This window comes from Microvirga brassicacearum (assembly GCF_008757455.1).
In the GTDB taxonomy this organism is placed as follows: domain Bacteria; phylum Pseudomonadota; class Alphaproteobacteria; order Rhizobiales; family Beijerinckiaceae; genus Microvirga; species Microvirga brassicacearum.
Window position 1 is genome coordinate 34925 of sequence record NZ_VCMV01000026.1, and the last position, 22067, is coordinate 56991.

Genomic DNA, 22067 nt, shown 5'->3' on the forward strand with positions numbered 1-22067 from the left:
GTCAGTTTCCCTTTTTTCCATGAGCACGCTCGGTGCGTGCTTGCAGCTCGCGCAACGCCGTCAATTCCTGTTTGCTCGGAGGCGGCGTCTCCTCGACGCGTTCCGCGAAGCGCACCTTCCAGCCGCAGGTTTCCTGCACCCGCTCGCGTGTGACGCCCGGATGCATGGACACGACGGTGAACTCCTTCGTGTCGGGATCCGGTTTCCATAACGCCAAGTCGGTAATGAGCAGCGTCGGCCCTTCGGTGTCGATGCCGAGGCGCTTGCGGTGATCGCCACCTTCGCCGTGGCCGAATGAGGTATAGAAGTCGATCTTTTCCACCATGCCGCGCGTCGCCTGCTTCATGGTGATGAAGACTTGCCGGCAGGACGTGGCGATTTCCGGCGCACCACCACCACCCGGCAGGCGAACTTTGGGGTGACGATAATCGCCGATGACGGTCGTGTTGATGTTGCCGAAGCGGTCGAGCTGCGCCGCACCGAGAAACCCGACCGAGATGCGCCCGCCCTGCAGCCAGTAGCGGAACATCTCCGGCACGGAGACCGTCGTGACGGCCGTCTCGCACAACTCCCCGTCGCCGATGGACAAGGGCAGCACATCCGGTGCGGTGCCGATGGTGCCGCTCTCATAGATCAGGGTGATGCCCGGCGCATGCGTCAACCGCGCCACGTTGCAGGCGGCGGACGGGGCACCGATGCCGACGAAGCAGACATCGTCGTTCGACAGCGCGCGCGCGGCGGCAATCGTCATCATTTCGGTGGGCGTTACGTTGGACAGATCGGTCATCGTCACAGCCCCTTCACCCGCGCGGCAAAAACATCCGGAGTGGAATCGAGCACGTTTTCCTTCATCCAGCGCGTGAACACATCACGATCCGCCGAGATCTTGTCCCATTCCAGATAGGCGCTGTTGTCCCGCGGATAATAGCCATGCGCGTAGGACGGGTGCGCTCCCCCGGGCACCTCGACGATCGAGGTGACGGTCCAGTGCGGCAGCACGCAGAGGTTCGGGTGCAGTCCTTCGAAATCATCGACGATTTCCTCCACCGTCACAACGGCGCGTTTTGCTGCCAACACGACCTCCTTCTGCACGCCGACAATGCCCTCGATCAGCACGTCGCCGCGCCTGTTGGCCTTTTGGGCGTGAATGAACGCCACATCGGGCCGGTGCGCGGGAACGGCTGCGAGTTCTTCGCCCGTAAACGGACAGGTCACGCTCTTGATCGCCGGGTTGACGTCCTTCAAGCCTGCGCCGCGATAGCCGCGGAAGATCGCGCACGGCAACCCGGCGGCGCCCGCCTCATAGGCGTTGGCCATCGCCGCATGGCTGTGTTCCTCGGTTTCGAGCGCGCGCGGCCAATTGTTCTCGATGGCATCGCGCATGCGGCGCAGCAGGCCGACACCGGGATTGCCCGCATAGGAAAACACCACCTTCCTGGCGAGCCCCATGCCGATCAACTGGTCGTAGATGATGTCCGGCGTCATCCGGATCAGCGTCAGGTCCTTCCGGCCCTGACGGATCGCCTCGTGCGCGGCCGCATGAGGAATGAGATGGGTAAACCCCTCGAACGCGACGGTATCACCATCGTTGAGATTGTCCGCGACAGCCTCGCTGAGGCTTTGAAACCTGGCCATATCACTCTTTCGGTCGATCAGATGTCGAAGAAGATGGTTTCGTTCTCGCCCTGAAGGCGAATATCGAACGTGTAGGTGGCGATGCCGTTCTCATCCGAGCGCGGCGCGATCAGCGTCGGCACCCGCACCTTGTGCTCGACACGCGCCAGCACAGGGCACTCGGCATTCGCCGCTTCCTCGTCGCCGAAATACAAGCGCGTGTGGAGCCCAATATTGATGCCGCGCGAGACGATCCAGACAGTGACGTGCGGCGCCATCACGCGGCCGTCGCGATAGGGCACGCGGCCAGGCTTGATGGTCTCGAAGCGGTACTCGCCCGTCACGGAATCGACCGGCTGGCGACCCCAGCCGGCAAAGTGCGGATCGGCGCTGCCGCGCTTTTCCTGCGGCGAGTTGTAGAGACCTTGCGCATCCGCCTGCCAGATCTCGACCAGCGCATCCTTGAGCGGCGTTCCGCTGCCATCGATGACGCGGCCCTTCAGCACGATGCGCTCGCCGAGCGTCTTGGGATCGACGAGCACGAGGCCGAGATCCTTGTCCCATACGCCCGTGATCTCGACCCAATTGGGATTGGTGCCGATATGCACGTATGGCCCGGCCGTCTGCGACGGCGATTCCTTCAGTCGGTCGAGTTTCTGGACCATCAGTTCCCCTCCGGCCGGTTCTCGAACAGGGTCGAGCGCCTGCCGCGCAGCACGATGTCGAATTTGTAGGCCAGCGCATCCATCGGAAGTGCGGCTTCGCGATCGAGGGCGGCGACAAGCTGCTCGATCGCCGCCTTGTCGGGGATTGTCCGCACGATCGGGCATTGCCAGATCATCGGATCGCCTTCGAAATACATCTGCGTGATGAGACGCTGCGCGAAGGCGTGACCGAACACCGAGAAATGAATATGCGCGGGCCGCCAGTCATTGACGCCGTTCGGCCACGGATAGGCGCCCGGCTTGATGGTGCGGAACGAATAGCGTCCCTCGGAATCGGTGATCGCGCGTCCGCAGCCGCCGAAATTAGGGTCGATCGCCGCGAGATAGGTTTCCTTCTTGTGACGATACCGTCCGCCCGCATTGGCCTGCCAGACCTCCAGCAACGCGCCGGGAACCGGCCGCGCATTCTCATCGAGCACCCGACCATAGACGACAATGCGCTGGCCGATGGCATCGCCGTCTTTCGCGTAGTTGCGGATCAGATCGTTGTCGAGCGGGCCGAGCATGGAGTGGCCAAAGACGGGCCCGGTTGTCTCCGAAATCGTGTTGTCGAGCGACAGCAAGGGATATCGCGGCGCTCGCAGCACCGATGTCTTGTAATCCGGCGTGTAGGCTGGCGGATGCCAGCCCCGGTCGCGTTGGTAGTAGGATCCCTGATCGGACATTCTCGTTCCTCGACCTTGTGAGCGCGAGGCTCAGGCGGATTCCATTTCGGCAAAAACCTTCTTGACGATCTTGAAAGCATGGTTGGCGGCCGGCACGCCGGCATAGACCGCCACATGCATCAATGCCTCGCGAATATCGTCCTTCGTCGCGCCGGTATTTGCGGTCGCGCGCACATGCATCGCAACCTCATCGTCCTGGCCCAAGGCCGCCAGCAGCGCGATGGTCACGATGGAGCGCTCGCGAAGCGTGAAATTGGGGCGCGACCAGACCGAACCCCAGGCGCCCTCGGTGATGAAGGTTTGAAAATCCGCGTCGAGATCGGTCATCTGCGCGCTCGCGCGATCCACGTGGGCGTCGCCGAGCACCTTGCGCCGGACATTCATCCCGGTTTTGTAGCGCTCGCTACGGTCGTCGTCAGACATGGCCGGCCTCCCGCAAATGCTGGTCGATGAGCCGTGCCGTCGCATGCGGCTGTTCGATGCAGGGGATATGCCCTGCCTCTTCGACGATGTTGAATCGCGCGCCGTGGATGAGGCCCGCGGTGTGGCGCACCAGATCCGGCGGCGTCGAGCCATCCTGGTCTCCTGCGAGGCAAAGCGTCGGCACCGTAATCCGGGCGGCGTCCGTCGTCAGATCCGCGTCGCGGATGGCCGCACAGGTTCCCACATAACCCTGCACTGGCGTGCGCACCAGCATGTTGCGCCAGCCTTTCCATTCGGCCGGCCGCGTGGCGCGGAATGACGGCGTGAACCAGCGCTGCATGACGCTGTCGGCAATGTCCTCGATGCCGGATGCCTCGACGGCCGCGATACGCTCCGCCCAGCTGTCAGGCGTTCCGATTTTTGCCGCGGTGTCGCAGAGCACCAGCGCCCGCACGCGCGCCGGAGCCTTCACGGCGATGCGCTGGGCGATCATGCCGCCGACGGAGAGACCGACAAGGGCGGCATTCTCGACGTGCAGATGGTCGAGCAGCGCCAGAAGATCCTCTGTGTGATCGTCGATCGTATAAGGCCCGCACGGAGCGTCCGATAATCCGTGGCCGCGCTTGTCGTAGAGCACGATGCGGTAGCGGTCGGCGAATGACGGGACGATCTCCTGCCAGATGCGAAAATCGCTGCCGAGGGAGTTGGCGAAGACGAGGACGGGTGCTCCCTCGCGCCCGACGACCTGATGATGGAGAACGATTTTGTTTGCGCGTGTGAATGCCATGATCGATCTCAATGCAGCGTACCGACGCCGATGTAATTTTCAATCAAGCGGTCATCCGCTCGCAACTCCGCGCTGCTGCCTTTCCAGACGACGCGACCGCGTTCGAGGATCAGCACGTTGTCGGCGAAAGCAAGGGCCGCTTCGAGGCGCTGCTCGACGAGAAGAATGGTCATGTCGCCGCTCGAGGCAAGCCGCGTGAACGCTGCCATCAATTCGTCGCAGATGACCGGCGCCAGCCCCTCCAGAGGCTCGTCGAGGAGCAGAACGGAGGGGCGGCCGAGGATCGCACGCGCTGTGGACAGCATCTGCTGTTCGCCGCCCGACAGTTGCCAGCCGAGATTGCGCCTGCGCTCGTTGAGGCGCGGAAACATCTCATAGGCCTCCTGGATGACGTTTCGCGGCCGATCCTTGATGCCGGCGAGGAGGTTTTCCTCGACCGTCAGGGACCGGAAAATGTCGCGCGTCTGCGGCACCAGCCCGACACCGCGTCGCGCGCGTTCCGAACCGCGAAAGGACGAGATGTCCTCGCCGTTCAGCGCGATCGCACCGCCGTAATGCCTGGTAAGGCCCATGATGCTCGACAGAAGCGTCGTCTTGCCCATGCCATTGCGGCCAAGAATGCCCAGGCGTTCACCAGCCCTCACGGCGAAAGAGAGATCCTCGAGAACGATCGTCGGACCGTAGCCGGCGCTGAGGCCGCGAACGTCAAGCGTGCTGGCGGGCATTGGCATAACTTCCCAGATAGGCTTCGCGAACCTTGCTGTTGGCGGCGACTTCGGCCGGCAACCCTTCGAAGATGATTTCGCCAGCGGCCAGCACGACGACATGCCTGGCAAAGCGGAATACGAGATCCATGTCATGCTCGATCATCAGAACCGCGAGACTCGGCGGCAGCCGCTCGAGCGCCTGTTCGATGCGCGGAGTTTCGCTTTGCGGCACGCCTGCAGCCGGCTCATCGAGGAGCAGCACCCTGGGTTTCAGCGCGAGCGCAATGGCGATCTCGAGCAAACGCTGCTGACCATAGGCGATCTCGCCGACCTTTCGCCTCGCCACCTCGAGAAGGCCCAGCGCATCGAGCAGGCTTTCGACCTCGCCCGCCACCGCGGAATCGTTGAAGAAGCGACTGAGGATGCGCGAGGCCCTGCCCTCGCGCTGCAACACGGTCAGCGTAACATGCTCCTCCGGAGTCATGTCGGAGAACAGGCGCGTGACCTGAAACGTCCGCACCAGGCCCTTGCGGACCCGGCGCACCGAACCCAATCGCGTCACGTTCTCTCCCCCGAGCAGGATCGTGCCGGAATCCGGGCGAAGCTGCCCGGTGACGAGATTGACGAAAGTGGTTTTTCCCGCGCCGTTGGGACCGATCAACGCGAGCCGCGCACCCTCTTTCATGGTGATCGAGATATCGCGGCTGACGGTCAGGCCGCCGAACGCCTTTGACAGGTTGTCGACCTGAAAGACGCCGTTCATGACCGGCCACCGCGCCCAGCCGGGCTCCAAAGCCGGTCGAATAATCCACTGACGCCTTGTGGCGCTGCAATGACAACCGCGATCAGCAAGACGCCGACCATCGTCATCCAGTGGAATGGGTTGATGGCCGACACGATATGTTCAAACCCCATGAAGATGATCGTGCCGACGATGGCGCCGTAGAGCGTCCCGATGCCGCCGAGAACGAGCATCACGAGGGCGTTTGCCGAGAGTTCGAAGCTGATGCTGTCGAGACCGACAACCTGCGTGGAAATCGCCGCGAGCGCGCCGCCAATCCCGGCAACGAAACCGGAAATGACGAACATCTTAAGGAGGTTTGGCGCGACGAACGCCCCCATGGCGCGGATGCGAATCGGATCTTCCTTGATGCCGCGGCACAACATGCCGAACGGCGACGCGACGATAAACTTCAGCCCGATGAAGACGACGACCAGCAGCACGAGGCCGAGGAGGTAGGCGGTGCGGCCCCACAGATCGAACTCGAAAACCCCGAAGAGCGGCCCGACGGAAAGCCCCGCCAAACCGTCGCTGCCGCCCGTATAGGCGGAGGCCTTGTTGGCAGCCTCATGGAAAAGTTGCACGATGGCGATCGATAACACCAGTTGCGCCAGGCCGTGGGCGCGCAGCATGATCGTCCCCATCACCAGCCCCGCCCCAGCACCGGCAATCGCACCGATGGCAATGAGGGTCAGCGGCTCGGTCATGCCGTTGACGCAGGCGATTCCCGCCGCATAGGCGCCTGCGCCGAACAAGACCGCATGTCCGAGCGTCGCGATGCCGCAATAACCCACCACAAGATCGAGCGAAAGCGCCAGCAATGCCAACGCGATCAACCGGGTGAGAAGCGCGAGATTGTCGGGAAACAGGAAGTAACCGGCGACGCCGAGTGCCGCGATCGCCACCACGCCGACGACGTCGCGCAGAACCTGCCCGCCGGTTGCGGGCAGCGTCTTCACCGGGTTGGTTCTGGCGACAAGCTGCACGTTACTGCGCCTTTCCGAGAAGTCCGCGCGGGAACACCCACACGATGGCAATCACGGCCGCATAGAAGAAGAAGTTGCCGAATTCCGGCATGAGATAGCGGCCGGTCGTGTCGACCGCGCCGAGAACCAGGCACGCGATCAGCGCGCCCGGAATGGATCCTGCGCCACCGACGGAGACGACGACCAGAAAGGTCACCATGTAGCGCAACGCATAATAGGGTTCGATGGGCAGAAACTCCGCCCCCACCACGCCGCCGAACGCTGCGAGCCCCATGGCGATGGCGAAACTGATCGTGTAGACGGCCTGCGTCCGGATGCCGAGCGCCTCCGAAATCGACGCATTGTCGACGGTGGCGCGCAGCCGGATGCCGAAAGCGGTCTTCTCGATGAAAAACCACAGGCCGAGGGCAACGACCGCGCCGCAGGCCATCACAAAAAGCCGGTGTGCGGCAACCGACCGAAAGCCGAGATCGACCGGCTGCGAGAGCGCCGCCGGCAGCGGGATCGTCTTCAGCGTCGGGCCGAAGAAATAGTTCGTGATGCCGATCACGCAGAACGTGATGCCGATGGTCATCAGCACCTGCGTGAGTTGCGGAGAGCCATAGATGCGCCGATACAGCAGCCGTTCCAGCGGGATCGAGATCGCAACGGTTCCGGCGATCGCGAGCAGGATTGCCACCACATATCCGATACCGAGATCGCGCACCGCGTAGGAGGCAATGTAGCCCGCGATCATCGCGAAGGCGCCATGGGCGAGATTCACGACCCGCATCAGCCCCATCGTCAACGACAGGCCGATGCAGATGATGAAGAGCGCCATGCCGTAGGCCAGCGCATCGATCGCGATGCTGAAAACAGTCTGCATGGACGTGTCCCGTTCGGCTGTGCCGAAGCCGGCGACGGAGCGCATATCAACAGCGCTCCTTCGCCGACGAGCGACGCGTGTTTAAGGCGCGGCGAGTCCCGGATCCTTCTGATTGGCGAAGGTCTGGATTTCCTTGTTGTAGCTCTTGCCCGCCGCATCCTTGGCGACTTCACGCAGGTAGATGTTCTGCGTCAGGTGGCGGGTCTCCGGGTCGATGCCGACGGGCCCACGCGGGCTCGTCCAAGTCAGGCCCTTCACGGCGTTGACGGCCTTCTCGGCGTCCTGCTTTCCATCCGTGGCCTCGATCATCTTGTAGATGACGTGCATGCCGTCATAAGCGCCGACCGACGGGAACGAGAGCTGCTCGGGCGAGCCAATCGCCTTCGCGGCGGCCTCGACGAAGGTCTTGTTCTCCGGGCTGTCATGCGACACCGCATAATGGAACGACGTCAGCAATCCGACAGCGCCGTCGCCGAGAGCCGGCAGGTCCGATTCCTGCGTCAGGTCGCCGGGCGCCAGGAACTTGACCCCTGCCTGCCGCACACCGGTGTCATTATAGGCCTTCACGAAGCCCAGCGTCGTCGGGCCCGATGGCAGGAAGGCGAACACCGCATCGGCTTTCGAGTCGCGAATGCGCTGCATGATCGGGCTGAAATCGTTGGTGTTGAGCGGCATTCTCACCGCCTCGACAACCTGACCGCCCGCGGCCTCGAAGGCTTTCTTGAACGCCACTTCGGCGTCCACGCCCGGACCGTAATCGCTCACGACGCTGATCACCTTCTTGATGCCGCGGTCGAACGCCACCTTGCCGAGCGGTGTGGTGGTTTGCGCGGTGGTGAACGAGGTGCGCACCACGAGAGGCGAGGTGTTCATGATCGCCGAGGTAGCGGCGTTGAAAATCACCAGAGGCGTGTTGGCTTGCTTCAGTAGCGGCGTGATCGCCATGGCGTCCGGCGTGAAATACACCCCGCCGAGATACTGCACCTTGTCCTTGACGACGAGTTCCTGCGCCAGCGCCCGCGACTGTGCCGGGTTGGCGGCCGGCAGATCGCGGTAGATGATTTCGACGTCGTGGCCCTTCACGCTCTTGCCGTTGAGCGCCATGAAGGCTTCGACGCCGGCCTGGAAATTCTTGCCCTGAAGAGCGAACGGGCCCGAGAACGGCCCGATGATGCCGATTTTGATCGTATCGGCCGACGCCGAGACCGTACCGAGCAGCAACGCGCCAAGCGCCGCCCCCAGGAGCTTCCTTCCAACCATGGCATTTCCTCCGTGCTGTTCGACGACAGCGTGCCGTTTGATCTTAGGCTTTCCGGGCTGCCCTATGAACCCATCCGGCCGTGGTTTCATTTGTTCGCATATCGAACATTGAAACTCTTATCGAACATGTAGTACTATCGGGCCGCAACGTGTCAATCCCGCCAAAGTCACAGGTAGGTGTCGGATGGAAGAGCGGACGGCGAAATCGCCAGAGGGGGAATCGCGGGAATTTGTGGCGAGCCTCGAAAAGGGCCTTGCGGTCATCGAGGCTTTCGGCCCCGATCAGCCGCGCCTGACCCTCACCGATGTCGCCAAGCGCACCGGCATCACGCGGGCTGCCGCGCGGCGCTACCTGCACACGCTGGCAAAATTGAACTACGCCGATTTCGACGGGCGCTATTTTAGCCTGCGCCCGCGGATCCTGCGGCTTGGCTATGCTTATCTGTCATCTTCGTCGCTGCCGGAACGGCTGCAGCCGGCGCTTGAGAAGATCTCCAGCCTCACGGGCGAATCGAGTTCGGCGGCGATGCTCGATGGCGACGACATCGTCTATGTGGCGCGCTCGGCGACCCAGCGCATCATGTCGGTAAGTCTCGGGGTCGGCACCCGCCTCCCCGCCTACTGCACATCGCTCGGACGCGCGATACTCGCCCATCAGCCGCCGGCCGAAATCGACGCCTATCTCCGGCGCGTCCGTCTCGAACCCCGGACGCCCAAGACCATCACGCGAAAGCCCGAGTTTTTGGCGGCGCTGGACGAGGTGAAGCGGAAGGGTTGCGCGGTGATCGACGAGGAACTGGAACTTGGATTGCGGTCGATCGCGATTCCGCTCGTGCAGCCGAACGGTTCAGTGCGCATCGCGCTGAACGTCAGCACGCAGGCGGCGCGTGTCGCCGCCAAAGACATGGAGAGCCGCTTCCTGCCCGCGTTGCGCGATGGGGCCGAGGGCTTGCGTCACATTCTTTAGACTTAGAACGCGACGAACCGAACGGCGCCGTGCACCGTCCGGTTCGTTGAAGATCGGCAGGCGGCAATGGCCGCCATCGCCTTTACTTGCGCGCGCGGCGCTTCGTGTTGACGAGTTCCTTGAGGCCCTTGGCCTGCTCGAACTTCACGTTCTTCGAAGCAGCGATCTTGATCGCCTCGCCGGTCTGCGGGTTGCGGCCCTTGCGTGCCTTGCGATCGACGAGCTTGAACTTGCCGAAACCGAAGATCGCGACCTCTTCGCCCTTGTGGATCGAGTCGGTGATCGTCTCGAAAAGGTTCTCGACCAGATCCTTGGCGAGGGTCTTGGTCAGCTCGTATTCCTGAGCGATATGCTCGATGAGATCGTTCTTGTTCATGATGGTCCTCATAATCCGATTGGAAAGCCAAACAAAACAGCGTGCCCCAGTAACGCCCGGGCGTGCGCCGCCGTGGCATAACGGCAAGGCCGGCGTCAAGGGCTCGTTGCTGGATTTTGCCTGTCCCGCCCGAGATTCGATACGTCACCTTCCGCCGGGTGCCAATACGTTACGGCGGGAAGAATCGCACGGAATCACAGGGATTATTGCGAATCAGGCCAGATTGGACAGCCGCGGACGGGCGATCAGCAGGTAAGCCCTTCCCTGACCTTTAGGGCAAGGTCCGGCCGGTCCGTCGTGATCTGGCGAATCGGCCGACTGAGCCAGGCCGCGAGATCAGCCTCCTCATTGGGCACCCAGGCACCCAGCCGTTCGTGGCCGAATTTTGCTACGCAAGCCTCCATGCCGAGAGCCAGCAGGGATTTCTCGACGGCGAGAAAGCAACCGTCGATGGCCGCGAACCTGTCGAGAGCAAGCAATAATCCGCCCATCATTTCGGCTGAACGGCGGTCGAGCGAGCCCAGGACACGGATGGTCCGGTCGAGCCGGCGCGCCGTCTCGAGCACGTCCGGTGCAAAACATGTGAGAATCGTGCGGTCGCGCAAGCCGTGGCGCTCGATGGCCGCGATCACCCGCCTCTCAAGACCGGGATAGCTGTTGCCGAGGGCATCGGTCTTGATCTCCACATGCAGTTCCAGCGCGCGCTCACCCAGCACGTCCAGCACGTCGTCGAGGCTCGGGATGCGCTCGCGGCTGTTGCGAAGGACGATGGACTGCAGTTCGGCGAGGGTCCTTTCGCCGACCGGTCCGGACCCATGCGTCGTGCGATCCAGCGTCGGATCGTGAATGACGGCAATTTCGTTGTCGCGCGTCTGGTGAATGTCGAATTCGACGCCCTCCACGCCGAGTTCGATGAGGTTGCGGAAGCCTTCGAGGCTGTTCTCGGGCCAAAGGTCGCGCGCACCCCGATGACCGATGATCTTCACCATGATCCTGACCCTATTTGCTGCTGTCGACCAAGCCCTTGATGAACCAGCGCTGCATGACGAGAACGACCAGGACCGGCGGCAGCATCGTCAGCAACGCCCCGCTCATGGCGACATTCCACGCCGGCTCTGTGTCCGAGCGCGGAATGAGGTTCTTCACCCCGATCACCGCAGTGGTCATGTCCTTGTCGGTCGTGATGAGCAAGGGCCACAGGTACTGGTTCCAGCCATACAGGAACAAAATGATCGACAACGCCACGATATTGGAGCGCGAAAGCGGCAGCAGGATCGTCCAGAAGAACCGCATCGCCGACGCACCATCGAGCCGCGCGGCTTCGAGAAGTTCTTCCGGAACGGTCAGGAAGAACTGACGAAACAGAAATGTCGCGGAGGCAGAAGCGATGAGCGGAAGAATAAGGCCCTGATAGGAATTGATCATATTCCATTCGACCGAAATCTCGATCCGGTTGCCGGATATCCACTCCCACAGCGACGACAGCTGAAACAGATCGATCAGCCATTGGATCGGCAGCGCGGCGTTCGCCACCGACTCGTAGGTCGGCACGATGCGGACCTCGACAGGGAGCATGAGCGACATGAAGATCAGCCAGAAGGCCAGCATCCGAAAGCGAAAGCGAAAATACGTGATGGCGTAGGCCGAGAGCAGGGAAATCGAGACCTTGCCGATCGTGATCCCAACGGCAACCACGAAGGAATTCAACAGGAGCCTGCCGAAATTCACTTTGCTCCACGCCGTCTCGATGTTCTCGAGAAAATGGTCGCCGGGCCAGAACGGCAGCGGCACCTGCTGCACTTCCTCCATCGTCAGCGAACCGGCGATGAAAGCATAATACAGCGGCATACAGACGAGCGCGATCCCGCCAATGAGCAGCAGGTGGCAGATGAAAGTGAGAATGGGTGTGCGTTCAACCATGATCAGATGGTGTAATTGACCCGCCGCTCAACATGCTTGAATTGAACGAGGGTGAGGATGAGTGCGAAGGTCATCAGCAGCACCGATTGCGCCGCCGACGAGCCGAGATCGAGGTTGATGAAGCCGTCCTGATAGACCTTGTAGACAAGGATGTTGGTCGCGCCCGCCGGACCGCCATGGGTCACCGCATCGATGATCGCAAAGGTCTCGAAGAAGCCGTAGACGAAATTCATGGTCGTGAGGAAGAAGATCGTCGGCCCCAGCAGCGGCACGGAAATCTGGAAGAACCGCTTGATCGGCCCTGCCCCATCGACCGCGGCCGCCTCGAGAAGCGAGCCTGGGATCGCCAGCAATCCGGCGAGAAGAAAGATGTAATTGTAGCAGATATGCTTCCATGAAGCGGCGAAAACCACGAGCAGCATCGCATCCGATCCATTGAGGTTCGGATCCCACGCGAAACCAAGGGACTTGATGAAGAAAGCGACAGGTCCGACGGCGGGGTTGAACAGAAATGCCCAGAGCACGCCCGCAATCGCAGGCGCGATCGCGTAGGGCAGAAGCACGACGCCTTTATAGACCGATTGGCCTCGGACCACCCGGTCGGTCGCAAAGGCGAGCACACCGGCGATCAGGATCGTGATGACATTCTGCGCGAGCGTGAACACGATCGTCACCCGCACCGAGTTGCGATAGCTCTCGCTATGGAAGAGCGCGATGAAGTTGTCGAACCATACGAAATGGACGGTGGCGCCGAATGGGTCGCTCAGCAGAAACGCTCCCATCAGCGCGCGAACCGCCGGGATGAAGAAGAAGAACAGCAGGATCAGAAGCTGCGGCAGGAGCAGCAATGCCGGCAGACGGACGCCCTTGAAATGGGATTGCTTCAAACCAGGCTCGTGAAGGGGCGCAGCCACATCGTTGCTCCACTGGGACGGATACGAAAACGCCGCGGAGAGTTCCCCCTCCGCGGCGCGTTTGAATATCTCAGTACTTGCCCTTGTTGAGGCGCTCGTACTGGCGCAGGATTTCGTTTCCGCGCTTGGTCGCATCGTCCATGGCCTGCTGGGCGTTCTTGCTGCCGGTGAACACCGCCTCGACCTCTTCACGCTGTGCGAACATGGATTGCGTGAAGTTGCCAAAATGGAACCCGAGCGAGTTTGCCGTCGGCGTGCCGCGGTTGAGCTGCAGCACCGCGATCTCGCGCGTCGGGCTCTGTTTGTAGTAGCCTTCGGCCTTGGCGAGTTCGTAGGCCTTGTTGGTCAGCGGAACGTAGCCGGTCGCCTTGTGCCACCACAGCTGCGTCTCGGGTTTTGCCAGGAAGTCGAAGAAGGCGACGATCGCCTGTTGTTCATCCGCCTTGTGGCCCTTGATGACCCAGAGCGCGGCGCCGCCGATGGTGCTGTTTTTGGGTTGCTTGCCCTCTTCCCACGGCATGAACGTGGCGCTCCAGCCGATCTTTGCGTTGCGCTCGATACCGCTATGAGCCGCGGTCGACGCGAAGTAGGTGGCGCATTTCCCGGAGGTGAAGAGCTGTTCGGGGCTGAAGCCCTGACCGGCGATCTGCAGCACGCCGTCGTCGAGCCACTTCTTCATCCGTGCAACCTGCGGCACGACGAGAGTCTTGTTGTAGACGAATTCGGTGTCGAGACCGTCATAGCCGTTCGATTTGGTTGCGTAAGGCAGATCGTTGATGGCGCTGTAGTTCTCGATCATGCTCCAGTGATAGTCGGTCGCCAGCGCCGTTCCGCATTCGGCAGCGCCCGCTTTCTTGATGGCGTAAAGCTGCTTTTCGAACTCGCCCCAGGTCTCCGCCGGCTTGTCGAAACCGGCCTTCTGGAACTGATCCTTGTTGTAATAGAGGATCGGCGAGGACGAGTTGAACGGCATCGCCGCAAGCTTGCCCTTGTAGGAGTAGAAGCCGGCCACCGGCTTGATGAAGTCGCTCCAGTCAATCTTGACCTCGCTCTTGTCCATCAGCTCCTGAACCGGAACCACCGCGTCCGACAGCAGCATGGTCATGAAACCGCGCTCATAGATCTGCACGATATGGGGAGGACGCTTGGCGCGATAAGCCGCGATGGTGCCGTTGATCACCTCATCGTAATTGCCCTTGTTGACCGCCACGACCTTGTACTTGTCGGTCGACTCGTTGAACATCTTGACCAGATCGTCGACGCGCTCGCCGTTGACGCCGTTCATCGCATGCCACCACTGCACTTCGACCGGCTGCGCAAGCGCGGAGGCGCCTGAAAGACACAATGCAAGGACGCTGGCGGCGGCCTTCACCCTGAAGGAATGTAAAGTCACGGCAGTTTCTCCCATGTGGTTTGTTGCTTGTCGTCGCGAAAGGCGGATGCGGCTTCCATCCGGCCTGTCTCGGAACGCCGTCCCCAGAAGCCATTCTCGGAAAACAGGTCGGCGATTGCCCGGTCGAGCCACCCGAGATCGTCGAGAAGATCCAGGATGGTGTAGCGGCGGCGTATCAGCCGCGCGCGGCGGTAATCTGCCGCGAACTTCGTAAGCGAGACGCCCAGATCATGCGGGTGCGCCGGGGCGCCGGCCGCGCGAAGCCAGCGCTCCATTTCGGAGGCCGGAACGCAGGTCTCGCGCAACTCCGCGCGGAGCGTGGCCCACAACGATGCGAGCGCGCGCAGGCGCTCAGTGCGGCGCTTAGCGCCCTGCAGTTTGATCGCCATTTCGGCGCGCGCGCTGTCGGCCAGATGCTGTTCGGGAAAGCCCGCGGCAATCTCGGCTTCGATCTGGTTCGCCGATGAACCGCCCGTGCCGATCGCGGTCGACGAAATCTCCTGTGCGAGAAGCCACTCGTAGAGGGCCAGAATTCCCACCGTGCCGATGCCCACGCACGCCCCGTGCGCGGCGGGCTCGCCGCGGAACGTCAGACGCTCCATCTCCCAGACGTGCGAGATGAGATGTTCGGCGCCGCTGGCCGGCCGCGAATTGCCGTGAGCCTGCATGGCGAAGCCGGAGATCAGCAGACCGCCCATGAGATCGCCGAGCGCATTCTTGTCGCCTGCCGCCACCGCTTCCGGCTGCGAAAGCCATTCGCGCACGTTGCCCTGAACCAGCGCAAACGGCTCGCGATTGATCGCCTCCTCGCCCAGCGCGTCCGCAAGAATCCAGTCTGCGCCGGCAACGATCTTGCCGGCGAGATCACCATAGCCCCATCCGGCCATGCGGCGCGGGGCGCCGCTGAGAATGTCGAGATCGGCGATGACCGTGACCGGCGGCCGGCAATCGAGCGTACGCTTGAAGCCATCGTCCAGAAGGGCCGCGCCGGAGGCCGCGTAGCCGTCCATCGATGCCGCTGTCGCGACGCAAACATAAGGCCGCCCTGCGAGTTCCGCCGCGTATTTGGCGAGATCGTTGACCACTCCGGCGCCGACCGCGATCGGGATGACCCGATCCGTCAATGCGGCCGCAATGGCGCGAGAGGTGCGGGCATGCGGCTTCAGGCGCGGCGTCTCCTCCAGAACGATCGGTGCGCCGACGCTGAGACCCGCATCCGCCAGAATGGACAGGACGTTCCGTCCCGCGACATTCATCGTGGTCTCGTCCGCGATCACGACCACTTCGCCCCCCGGCACGTCCCGCAGGAGATCGGGCAGCGCCGAGAGCGCATCCGAAGCCACGACGACGTTGCGCGTCACCGCTGCTTTTCCAACCGCCTGATCGAGAATGCTTGCCTGCGCGGCCATAAATTCCTCACTTGGGAGTTACATTTGAATAATTTGTATTACAAATGTATGACAGTGACAAGAATGCTTGCCGCACCGGGAGGCTGCCAGGATGAGAGCGCCCGATGCGGCTGCTTTTGCGGAGGGGTGGTTTCTTGAGTATGACCGCATCCATGGCCACCATGGGGCCGTTCGGGGTGGCACGATGAAGAGCGCCGAAACACAGATCGAAGCGCGGGTCGCCTGGCTCTACTTCATGGAGGGGCTGACGCAGGCCGACATCGCGGCGAAGCTCGGCATGACCAGACTTCGCGTCAACCGGATGCTGGTGGAGGCCCGCACCAGCGGCCTCGTCGGCATCACGCTCAACACTCCCTTTGCGAGCTGCATCGAACTGGAGCGCGCGCTCGTAGCGAAAGCTGGCCTGAAGGCCGCCATCATCATCCCGACGCCGCAGGATCCCGATCTCATCCCGGTGCTGCTCGGGCAGGCCGCGGGCGATTTCCTGTCGAACCACCTGGAGGAGAACGTCATCTCGGGCTTCGGCGTCGGCTGGGGGGCGACGTTGCGCGAGACGATCCGCCATATGCGGCCAGGTCGATATCCCGATCTGTGCATCAATTCGATGATGGGCGGGCTGACCCGTGGACAGGAGCTCAACACGTTTGAGACCGCAAGCGGCCTTGCCAACCGGCTCGGGGCGGAGTGCCAATATCTGGCGGCGCCGATCTATGCGGGAAGCCCGCAATCGCGTGACATCATCCTCGCCCAGGATGTCTTCCGCGAAGCCTTCGAGCGCATCGCCACCAACGATGTGGCGGTGCTGAGCATCGGCGATCTTTCGGAGCGCTCGCTTCTTGTGCGTTACGGTTTGCCGCGCGATGTCGGCACGGCAGATTTGCTGGCGCATGGCGCGGTCGGCGACATCATGGGTCAGTTCTTCGACCAAAGCGGAACGCCCATCGATCATCCGCTGAACCGCCGCGCCATCGCGCTGCCGCTTCATGACCTCGTGCGCATTCCAACGGTGGTTCTGGCATCCGGCGGAGCCAACAAGACGCTCGCGATCGCAGGTGCGCTGCGGGCAAAGCTCGCCTCCGTGCTGATCTGCGATGAAGATACCGCACGGGCGGCGTTCGATCTCGCACAAGTGGAAGCGGCCGCATGAGCTTCTTCCTCGGCATCGATATCGGCACCTCCGGCGTCAAATCGATCATCGTCGATCACGACGACCGCGTCTGCGCGGAGGCGAGCGCCGCACTCACCATCCAACGGCCGCATCCGCTCTGGTCGGAACAAGATCCGCAAGCGTGGTGGAACGCCGTTGTTGCAAGTTTGGATGCGCTGGCCAAAAACCACGCGGCGGCATTGTCGGCGGTAGAATCGATCGGCTTGTCCGGCCAGATGTTGGGCGTCGCGCTCATCGACCAGAATGGCGACGCGATCCGCCCTGCCCTGCTGTGGAACGATGGCCGGTCGGCAAAGGAATGCGACGAACTCGAACACGCATTTGCGGACTTTCCCGGCATCACCGGAAGTCGGGCGATGCCGGGTTTTTCCGCGCCGAAGCTGCGATGGCTGTCCAAGCACGAACCGCGTGCGCTGCATGCTGCGCGCCACGTTCTTTTGCCGAAGGATTTCGTTCGCCTGCGCCTGACCGGTGATGCCCTGACGGACCTATCCGACGCCTCCGCAACGCTTCTCGTCGATGCTCGCCGTGGGACCTATGATGACGCGATCCTCGCAGCCTGCGGCGTCTCCGCGTCGCAATTGCCGCCGATCATCCCCAGCGATGCCATCGGCGGAACGTTGCGCGACGAACTCGCGACACGGTGGCGAATGAAACCCGGCCTTCCCGTTGTCGGCGGGGCCGCGGACAACATGGCCGGAGCACTCGGCGCCGGCGTCGTCACATCGGGAGACGCCTTCATCAGCCTCGGAACATCTGGCGTCTACTTCGTCGCCAACCATATGTTCGTCCCGGCCTGTGATCGCGGCATGCATACGCATCGCCACGCGGTCGGGGGATTGTTCGCCCAGCACGGCGTGGTGCTCAGCGCGACCGCGGCCCTCTCGTGGATTGCCGATGTGACCGGCGGCGATGTCGGTGAACTTGTTCGATCGATCGACACCGCCCCGCTTTCCCTGTCCGAAACCGCCGTCTTCACGCCCTATCTCGGCGGGGAGCGCACACCCCATAACGATCCGCGCCTCACGGCTGCTTTCTCCGGCCTGACATTCGCGACCACGAGACGTCATCTGGTGCAGGGCGTCATGGAAGGCGTCGCGATGGCGCTTGGCGATTGCCACCAGGCGCTGACGTCGAGTGGCGTCAAAATCGAGCGCGTCGCCTTGGTGGGCGGCGGCTCGCGGAGCCGGTTCTGGACCACCCTGATCGCCAGCGCCATCGGATGCCCCGTCACATTGTCCAAAACCGCCGCCTTCGGGCCAGCCCTTGGGGCGGCAAGGCTTGCGCGAGTGGCCGTCGGAGGGCCATTGATTGCCGAGGCAGGGCGAGAGCTCAAGGCCACGGTCGAACCCGCGCCCGATCTCGCCGAGGCCCTCTCGGGGAAGCGCAAGGCGTTCGTATCCCATCTCAAACTTGGCTGACCGCAAGGGACGAGACCGCACCCCAATGGTAATGTCCGAAAACCGCGAGCGCCACTTCGCCTCCGGTAATAATTCTTCGGCATGTTCATGATCGACCCTGAGATTTGCTACCGTGCCCTGCAGAGCCGCGACCCTCGTTTCGACGGCCGCATTTTCGTGGGCGTGACCTCGACCGGCATCTATTGCCGCCCGGTCTGTCCGGCGCGGACGCCCAATTTCGAGAATTGCCGGTTCTTCCCCTCCGCCGCCGCAGCGCAGGAGAGCGGGCTGCGCCCATGCCTCCGCTGCCGCCCCGAAACCGCGCCTGATCTCGCGGTCTGGCGGGGCACCTCCAACACGGTCTCGCGCGCGCTTGCGCTCATCGCCGAGGGTCGCCTCGACAGCAATTCCGGGGTCGAGACCCTCGCCGATCGTCTGGGGGTCGGCGAGCGGCAATTGCGGCGCCTTTTCAAGCAGCACCTTGGCGCCTCTCCGGTCGCCGTTGCGCAGACGAGGCGCGTGCTTTTTGCCAAGCAATTGATCCAGGAAACCCGCATGCCGATGACCGAAATCGCATTCGCGGCCGGGTTCGGCTCCGTCCGGCGTTTCAACGAGACCTTTCAGGCGCTCTATCAGCGCCCGCCTGGGGCGCTCCGCCGCGCTTCCGCCACAGCCCTGCCCGCGGGCTCGGTCGGCGAGGCGGGCGTCACGCTTCGGCTGCGCTACCGCGCGCCCTACGATTGGGATTCGATGCTGGCCTACCTGGACGCCCGGGTCATTGCGGGTGTCGAGGAGGTGACGGATGGGATCTATCGCCGGACGGTGGCCCATGGCGATCGCTACGGAATCGTCGAGGTGCGGCACGAACCGGCGCGGCAGAATCTTGCGGTGACAATCCGCTTTCCCTGCGTGCGCGCGCTGCCCCACATTCTCGCCCGCGTGCGTCGGGTCTTCGATGTCGGTGCCGATATCGCGACAATCGGCGCGCACCTGTCGCGCGACCCCTCGCTCGCGGGGCTGGTGGCGCAACGGCCCGGCCTGCGTGCGCCCGGCGCTTGGGATGGCTTCGAACTGGCCGTTCGGGCGGTGCTGGGCCAGCAGATCACCGTCACGGCGGCGCGGCGCTTGGCCGAGCGGCTGGTCGCGCTCTGCGGCGCGGCAACGACGCCCACGACCGGTGCCCTGACCCATTGTTTCCCATCGGCCGAACAAGTGGCAGCGGCCGACCTGTCCACCCTCGGAATGCCCGGCGCCCGGCGGACGGCCCTGAAGGCGGTCGCGGAGGCGGCGATCGCCGATCCGTCGCTTTTTCACTCCCTCGGCAGCATCGAGGCGGCGGTGGCGCGCCTGCGCGTCATTCGTGGAATCGGCGACTGGACTGCTCATTACATTGCCCTTCGCGCCTTACGCGAGACCGACGCCTTTCCGGCGACCGATATCGGCCTCCTCAGAGGCGCGGCGGATGCGGCGGGGACGCGGCCGCGTCCCGAGCAACTTCTCGAACGCGCGGAGCTATGGCGGCCGTGGCGTGCCTATGCGGCGCAACACCTGTGGGCCGCAGACGCCGCCCTCAACTGGAAAAACTGACATGTCCGATCCTCTCCGGCTGCTCGTCGACCGCATTCCCACGCCATTGGGCGAACTTGCCGTGGTGGCTGACACCGGGGGGCAGTTGCGCGCCGTCGACTGGAGCGACCACGACGACCGTCTGCACCGCCTGTTCGGGCGCCATTACGGCCCCGGTCGGTACAGTCTCGAACCGGCCAGCAACCCCGCTGGCCTCACGGCGGCGCTGGCAGCCTATTTCGAGGGCGAACTCGCCGCCATCGAGACCCTTCCGGTCGCGACCGGCGGCACGGAATTCCAGCGCATCGTGTGGAGTGAACTCCGGCGCATTCCGTGCGGCACCAGCATCTCCTATTCGGAACTGGCCCGACGAATTGGCCGGCCGGCCGCGGTCAGGGCCGTCGGACTGGCCAACGGCGCCAATCCGGTCGGCATCGTCGTTCCCTGCCACCGGGTGATCGGCGCCAACGGCACCCTCACCGGATATGGTGGCGGCATCGAGCGGAAACGCTGGCTGCTCGCCCATGAGGGGATCGCCGGCCAGGGACAGTTTGATCTCACCTGAACACGATAGCGCCCCGGTCACGGCGCGGGTGCAAGAGATTCCAGAAAACCCGCCATTTTTTCTGCTTGTTTGCAAGCAAGCAGAGATGGTCAGGCATGCTGCCGTAAAGGGATCGCCGAATCGTCGACATGAAAACTCGCCGATTGCCGCTCCCTCGGCCCGGATCCTTGCGTGATGCATCTTTATTTCATTGCGTCATTCGCTTATTCGAGCGGCACGGTCGGGTGCTGCCACCTACCCCCAAAGAGGTAGCTTACGGCCACGCTAAGTTCTTGTGAGCCTTAGCATAATCGCGACGCAGGAATGAAAACAACCAAGCGTCAATTGGACCAAAATAAGATAAAATTCATAGAAAAACAGAATAACGAAGCCTATACTCATGTATCTCGTGCCTTATTATGGACATAATGAGGCTATTTCAACCGTGGCGAATTCGTAATTACTACGGATTTTAATCTTCCTTCCAGATGTTGCCAATCACACTCATTACAGACCTATCCATTCACATAGGATTATTGAAAAATGGCTAATCAAATCATTTGGGTTGCTAGCTCGGCACGTGCCGGCGGGACCGGCACCGAAGCCTCGCCCTATGCAACCATCCAGGCCGCAGTCAACGCCGCAGGCCCCGGCACCACGATCATGGTCAAAGCCGGCGTCTACACCGAGAACGTCGTGTTTAGAACCAGCGGCACCGCCAGCGCCCCGATCGAGCTGGTTTCGGCCGATGGCGTGGGCAAGGCCGAAATCCGGCCCGCCAACAGCTCCGCCGACACGATCCGCGTCAGCGCCGTCAATCACATCACCATCGATGGATTCAAGGTGATCGGCCCGAGCCTCGCCAATGCGATCCACGTCTCGTCCGCCGACAACATGACGAAGATCCCGGCCTACATCACCATCAAGAACAACGACATCCGCCCGGATGCCGGCGATGGCGTGAAGATCAGCCAGGGCGATCACATCAGCATCCTCGACAACACGGTCGTCGGATCGACCCACGAGCAGGGCATCGACGCGGTCGGCGTGACGCATTCGATCATTTCCGGCAACGACGTCTCGGGCGTCACCGGCGGCGCCGCGATCCAGGTCAAGGGTGGCTCGATCGACGTCGAGATTTCCTACAACACGATCCACGATACGGGCCGCTGGGGCATTCTCGTCGGCGGCAGCACGAACGTTCAGAACCTGCTCCCGGGCACGACGAACTTCGAGGCCACCAACGTTCGCGTGCTGGGCAACGAAGTCGACGGTTCGCAGCAGCAGGCGCTGCGCGTGATCGGTGCGCAGGACGTCAAGGTCAGCGGAAACTGGTTCCACGACGTGGCTTCGTCGCGCTTTGTCGATATCGTCTCCTCGGGTGACACGCATGAACTTTGGCCGAGCCGCAACATTACTTTCGACAACAACAGCTTCGATCGCGCCAGCTGGTTGACGGTCGATAGCGGCCAGGGCCAGTACACGACGACCGCCAACAAGACCGACGGCGCCGCGCCGAGCGGCTGGGTTGACGGTGGCGCTCCGGCTCCGGCTCCGACCCCGACGCCCACTCCGACTCCCGAACCCACTCCGACCC

At 62.9% G+C, this 22067-nt stretch carries 23 protein-coding genes; 6 read left to right on the top strand and 17 right to left on the bottom strand.

What is annotated here, in order from left to right; genetic code table 11:
• Position 1: 1 nt before the first annotated feature.
• From FEZ63_RS16640 to FEZ63_RS16690, 11 genes are all read right to left on the bottom strand, one after another.
• Positions 2-787 (bottom strand): CoA-transferase subunit beta, encoded by a 786-nt coding sequence (locus tag FEZ63_RS16640; protein WP_150946517.1) that lies wholly within the window; start codon positions 785-787, stop codon positions 2-4.
• A gap of 2 nt (positions 788-789) precedes the next feature.
• Positions 790-1635: a CoA transferase subunit A gene (locus FEZ63_RS16645; protein WP_150946519.1), complete on the bottom strand. Its 846-nt coding sequence runs from the start codon at positions 1633-1635 to the stop codon at positions 790-792.
• A gap of 17 nt (positions 1636-1652) precedes the next feature.
• Complete coding sequence (gene pcaG, locus FEZ63_RS16650; RefSeq protein WP_150946521.1) at positions 1653-2279, bottom strand: protocatechuate 3,4-dioxygenase subunit alpha; 627 nt, start codon at positions 2277-2279, stop codon at positions 1653-1655.
• On the bottom strand, positions 2279-3004 hold the full coding sequence (gene pcaH, locus FEZ63_RS16655; protein WP_150946523.1) for a protocatechuate 3,4-dioxygenase subunit beta: 726 nt from the start codon (positions 3002-3004) through the stop codon (positions 2279-2281). The genes pcaG and pcaH overlap by 1 nt, the downstream gene beginning before the upstream one ends.
• Before the next feature lie 30 nt (positions 3005-3034).
• Positions 3035-3427 (bottom strand): 4-carboxymuconolactone decarboxylase, encoded by a 393-nt coding sequence (gene pcaC / locus FEZ63_RS16660; protein ID WP_150946525.1) that lies wholly within the window; start codon positions 3425-3427, stop codon positions 3035-3037.
• Positions 3420-4214 (bottom strand): 3-oxoadipate enol-lactonase, encoded by a 795-nt coding sequence (gene pcaD, locus FEZ63_RS16665; RefSeq protein WP_150946526.1) that lies wholly within the window; start codon positions 4212-4214, stop codon positions 3420-3422. The genes pcaC and pcaD overlap by 8 nt, the downstream gene beginning before the upstream one ends.
• A gap of 8 nt (positions 4215-4222) precedes the next feature.
• A complete protein-coding gene (locus FEZ63_RS16670) occupies positions 4223-4939 on the bottom strand; it encodes an ABC transporter ATP-binding protein (protein ID WP_150946527.1) in 717 nt (238 codons plus the stop codon).
• A complete protein-coding gene (locus tag FEZ63_RS16675) occupies positions 4920-5684 on the bottom strand; it encodes an ABC transporter ATP-binding protein (protein WP_150946528.1) in 765 nt (254 codons plus the stop codon). Before FEZ63_RS16675 ends, FEZ63_RS16670 begins: the two co-directional genes overlap by 20 nt.
• The gene (locus tag FEZ63_RS16680) at positions 5681-6652 is read right to left on the bottom strand and encodes a branched-chain amino acid ABC transporter permease (protein WP_420846293.1); all 972 of its coding nucleotides are present in this window, start codon (positions 6650-6652) and stop codon (positions 5681-5683) included. Before FEZ63_RS16680 ends, FEZ63_RS16675 begins: the two co-directional genes overlap by 4 nt.
• A gap of 37 nt (positions 6653-6689) precedes the next feature.
• Entirely contained in the window at positions 6690-7553 is an 864-nt protein-coding gene (locus FEZ63_RS16685) for a branched-chain amino acid ABC transporter permease (protein WP_150946556.1), read from the bottom strand.
• Between the two features lie 81 nt (positions 7554-7634).
• A complete protein-coding gene (locus FEZ63_RS16690; protein ID WP_150946529.1) occupies positions 7635-8813 on the bottom strand; it encodes an ABC transporter substrate-binding protein in 1179 nt (392 codons plus the stop codon).
• 184 nt (positions 8814-8997) lie between these two features.
• Between FEZ63_RS16690 and FEZ63_RS16695 the strand changes: the two genes are divergently transcribed.
• Positions 8998-9780 (top strand): IclR family transcriptional regulator domain-containing protein, encoded by a 783-nt coding sequence (locus tag FEZ63_RS16695; RefSeq protein ID WP_150946530.1) that lies wholly within the window; start codon positions 8998-9000, stop codon positions 9778-9780.
• Positions 9781-9862: 82 nt separating this feature from the next.
• Here FEZ63_RS16695 and FEZ63_RS16700 read toward each other — a convergent pair whose 3' ends face one another.
• The 6 genes from FEZ63_RS16700 to FEZ63_RS16725 form a co-directional block, all read right to left on the bottom strand.
• A complete protein-coding gene (locus tag FEZ63_RS16700) occupies positions 9863-10156 on the bottom strand; it encodes an HU family DNA-binding protein (RefSeq protein WP_150946531.1) in 294 nt (97 codons plus the stop codon).
• Between the two features lie 245 nt (positions 10157-10401).
• Positions 10402-11145, bottom strand: coding sequence for a glycerophosphodiester phosphodiesterase family protein (locus FEZ63_RS16705; RefSeq protein ID WP_150946532.1), 744 nt, complete (start codon positions 11143-11145; stop codon positions 10402-10404).
• A gap of 10 nt (positions 11146-11155) precedes the next feature.
• On the bottom strand, positions 11156-12076 hold the full coding sequence (locus tag FEZ63_RS16710; protein WP_150946533.1) for an ABC transporter permease subunit: 921 nt from the start codon (positions 12074-12076) through the stop codon (positions 11156-11158).
• 2 nt (positions 12077-12078) lie between these two features.
• A complete protein-coding gene (locus FEZ63_RS16715) occupies positions 12079-12990 on the bottom strand; it encodes an ABC transporter permease subunit (RefSeq protein ID WP_150946535.1) in 912 nt (303 codons plus the stop codon).
• Between the two features lie 70 nt (positions 12991-13060).
• Positions 13061-14383 carry an extracellular solute-binding protein gene (locus tag FEZ63_RS16720; protein ID WP_244622838.1) on the bottom strand — a complete coding sequence of 441 codons (1323 nt, stop codon included), beginning with the start codon at positions 14381-14383 and terminating at the stop codon, positions 13061-13063.
• On the bottom strand, positions 14380-15792 hold the full coding sequence (locus FEZ63_RS16725) for a sn-glycerol-1-phosphate dehydrogenase (protein ID WP_150946537.1): 1413 nt from the start codon (positions 15790-15792) through the stop codon (positions 14380-14382). Before FEZ63_RS16725 ends, FEZ63_RS16720 begins: the two co-directional genes overlap by 4 nt.
• A 184-nt stretch (positions 15793-15976) precedes the next feature.
• Here FEZ63_RS16725 and FEZ63_RS16730 point away from each other — a divergent pair, with 184 nt between their 5' ends.
• The 5 genes from FEZ63_RS16730 to FEZ63_RS16750 form a co-directional block, all read left to right on the top strand.
• On the top strand, positions 15977-16939 hold the full coding sequence (locus FEZ63_RS16730) for a sugar-binding transcriptional regulator (RefSeq protein ID WP_150946561.1): 963 nt from the start codon (positions 15977-15979) through the stop codon (positions 16937-16939).
• Positions 16936-18381, top strand: a complete 1446-nt coding sequence (gene xylB / locus FEZ63_RS16735; RefSeq protein WP_150946540.1) for a xylulokinase — start codon at positions 16936-16938, stop codon at positions 18379-18381. Before FEZ63_RS16730 ends, xylB begins: the two co-directional genes overlap by 4 nt.
• 81 nt (positions 18382-18462) lie before the next feature.
• The gene (locus tag FEZ63_RS26060) at positions 18463-19947 is read left to right on the top strand and encodes a DNA-3-methyladenine glycosylase 2 (RefSeq protein ID WP_150946542.1); all 1485 of its coding nucleotides are present in this window, start codon (positions 18463-18465) and stop codon (positions 19945-19947) included.
• A gap of 1 nt (position 19948) precedes the next feature.
• On the top strand, positions 19949-20491 hold the full coding sequence (ogt, locus tag FEZ63_RS16745) for a methylated-DNA--[protein]-cysteine S-methyltransferase (protein ID WP_150946544.1): 543 nt from the start codon (positions 19949-19951) through the stop codon (positions 20489-20491).
• Between the two features lie 522 nt (positions 20492-21013).
• Positions 21014-22067 (top strand): right-handed parallel beta-helix repeat-containing protein (locus FEZ63_RS16750; protein WP_201274187.1); only part of this gene is annotated, 1054 nt, incomplete at its 3' end.

Excerpts from the sequence above, each read along its gene's own strand:
- FEZ63_RS16705 (WP_150946532.1), bottom strand. The coding sequence starts at position 11,145 with ATGGTGAAGATCATCGGTCATCGGGGTGCGCGCGACCTTTGGCCCGAG.
- xylB (WP_150946540.1), top strand. The coding sequence starts at position 16,936 with ATGAGCTTCTTCCTCGGCATCGATATCGGCACCTCCGGCGTCAAATCG.
- FEZ63_RS26060 (WP_150946542.1), top strand. The coding sequence starts at position 18,463 with ATGTTCATGATCGACCCTGAGATTTGCTACCGTGCCCTGCAGAGCCGC.
- FEZ63_RS16645 (WP_150946519.1), bottom strand. The coding sequence starts at position 1,635 with ATGGCCAGGTTTCAAAGCCTCAGCGAGGCTGTCGCGGACAATCTCAAC.
- pcaD (WP_150946526.1), bottom strand. The coding sequence starts at position 4,214 with ATGGCATTCACACGCGCAAACAAAATCGTTCTCCATCATCAGGTCGTC.
- FEZ63_RS16670 (WP_150946527.1), bottom strand. The coding sequence starts at position 4,939 with ATGCCCGCCAGCACGCTTGACGTTCGCGGCCTCAGCGCCGGCTACGGT.
- FEZ63_RS16640 (WP_150946517.1), bottom strand. The coding sequence starts at position 787 with ATGACCGATCTGTCCAACGTAACGCCCACCGAAATGATGACGATTGCC.
- pcaH (WP_150946523.1), bottom strand. The coding sequence starts at position 3,004 with ATGTCCGATCAGGGATCCTACTACCAACGCGACCGGGGCTGGCATCCG.
- FEZ63_RS16675 (WP_150946528.1), bottom strand. The coding sequence starts at position 5,684 with ATGAACGGCGTCTTTCAGGTCGACAACCTGTCAAAGGCGTTCGGCGGC.
- FEZ63_RS16690 (WP_150946529.1), bottom strand. The coding sequence starts at position 8,813 with ATGGTTGGAAGGAAGCTCCTGGGGGCGGCGCTTGGCGCGTTGCTGCTC.
- ogt (WP_150946544.1), top strand. The coding sequence starts at position 19,949 with ATGTCCGATCCTCTCCGGCTGCTCGTCGACCGCATTCCCACGCCATTG.
- pcaG (WP_150946521.1), bottom strand. The coding sequence starts at position 2,279 with ATGGTCCAGAAACTCGACCGACTGAAGGAATCGCCGTCGCAGACGGCC.
- FEZ63_RS16695 (WP_150946530.1), top strand. The coding sequence starts at position 8,998 with ATGGAAGAGCGGACGGCGAAATCGCCAGAGGGGGAATCGCGGGAATTT.
- FEZ63_RS16730 (WP_150946561.1), top strand. The coding sequence starts at position 15,977 with ATGAAGAGCGCCGAAACACAGATCGAAGCGCGGGTCGCCTGGCTCTAC.
- FEZ63_RS16685 (WP_150946556.1), bottom strand. The coding sequence starts at position 7,553 with ATGCAGACTGTTTTCAGCATCGCGATCGATGCGCTGGCCTACGGCATG.
- FEZ63_RS16710 (WP_150946533.1), bottom strand. The coding sequence starts at position 12,076 with ATGGTTGAACGCACACCCATTCTCACTTTCATCTGCCACCTGCTGCTC.
- pcaC (WP_150946525.1), bottom strand. The coding sequence starts at position 3,427 with ATGTCTGACGACGACCGTAGCGAGCGCTACAAAACCGGGATGAATGTC.
- FEZ63_RS16700 (WP_150946531.1), bottom strand. The coding sequence starts at position 10,156 with ATGAACAAGAACGATCTCATCGAGCATATCGCTCAGGAATACGAGCTG.
- FEZ63_RS16725 (WP_150946537.1), bottom strand. The coding sequence starts at position 15,792 with ATGGCCGCGCAGGCAAGCATTCTCGATCAGGCGGTTGGAAAAGCAGCG.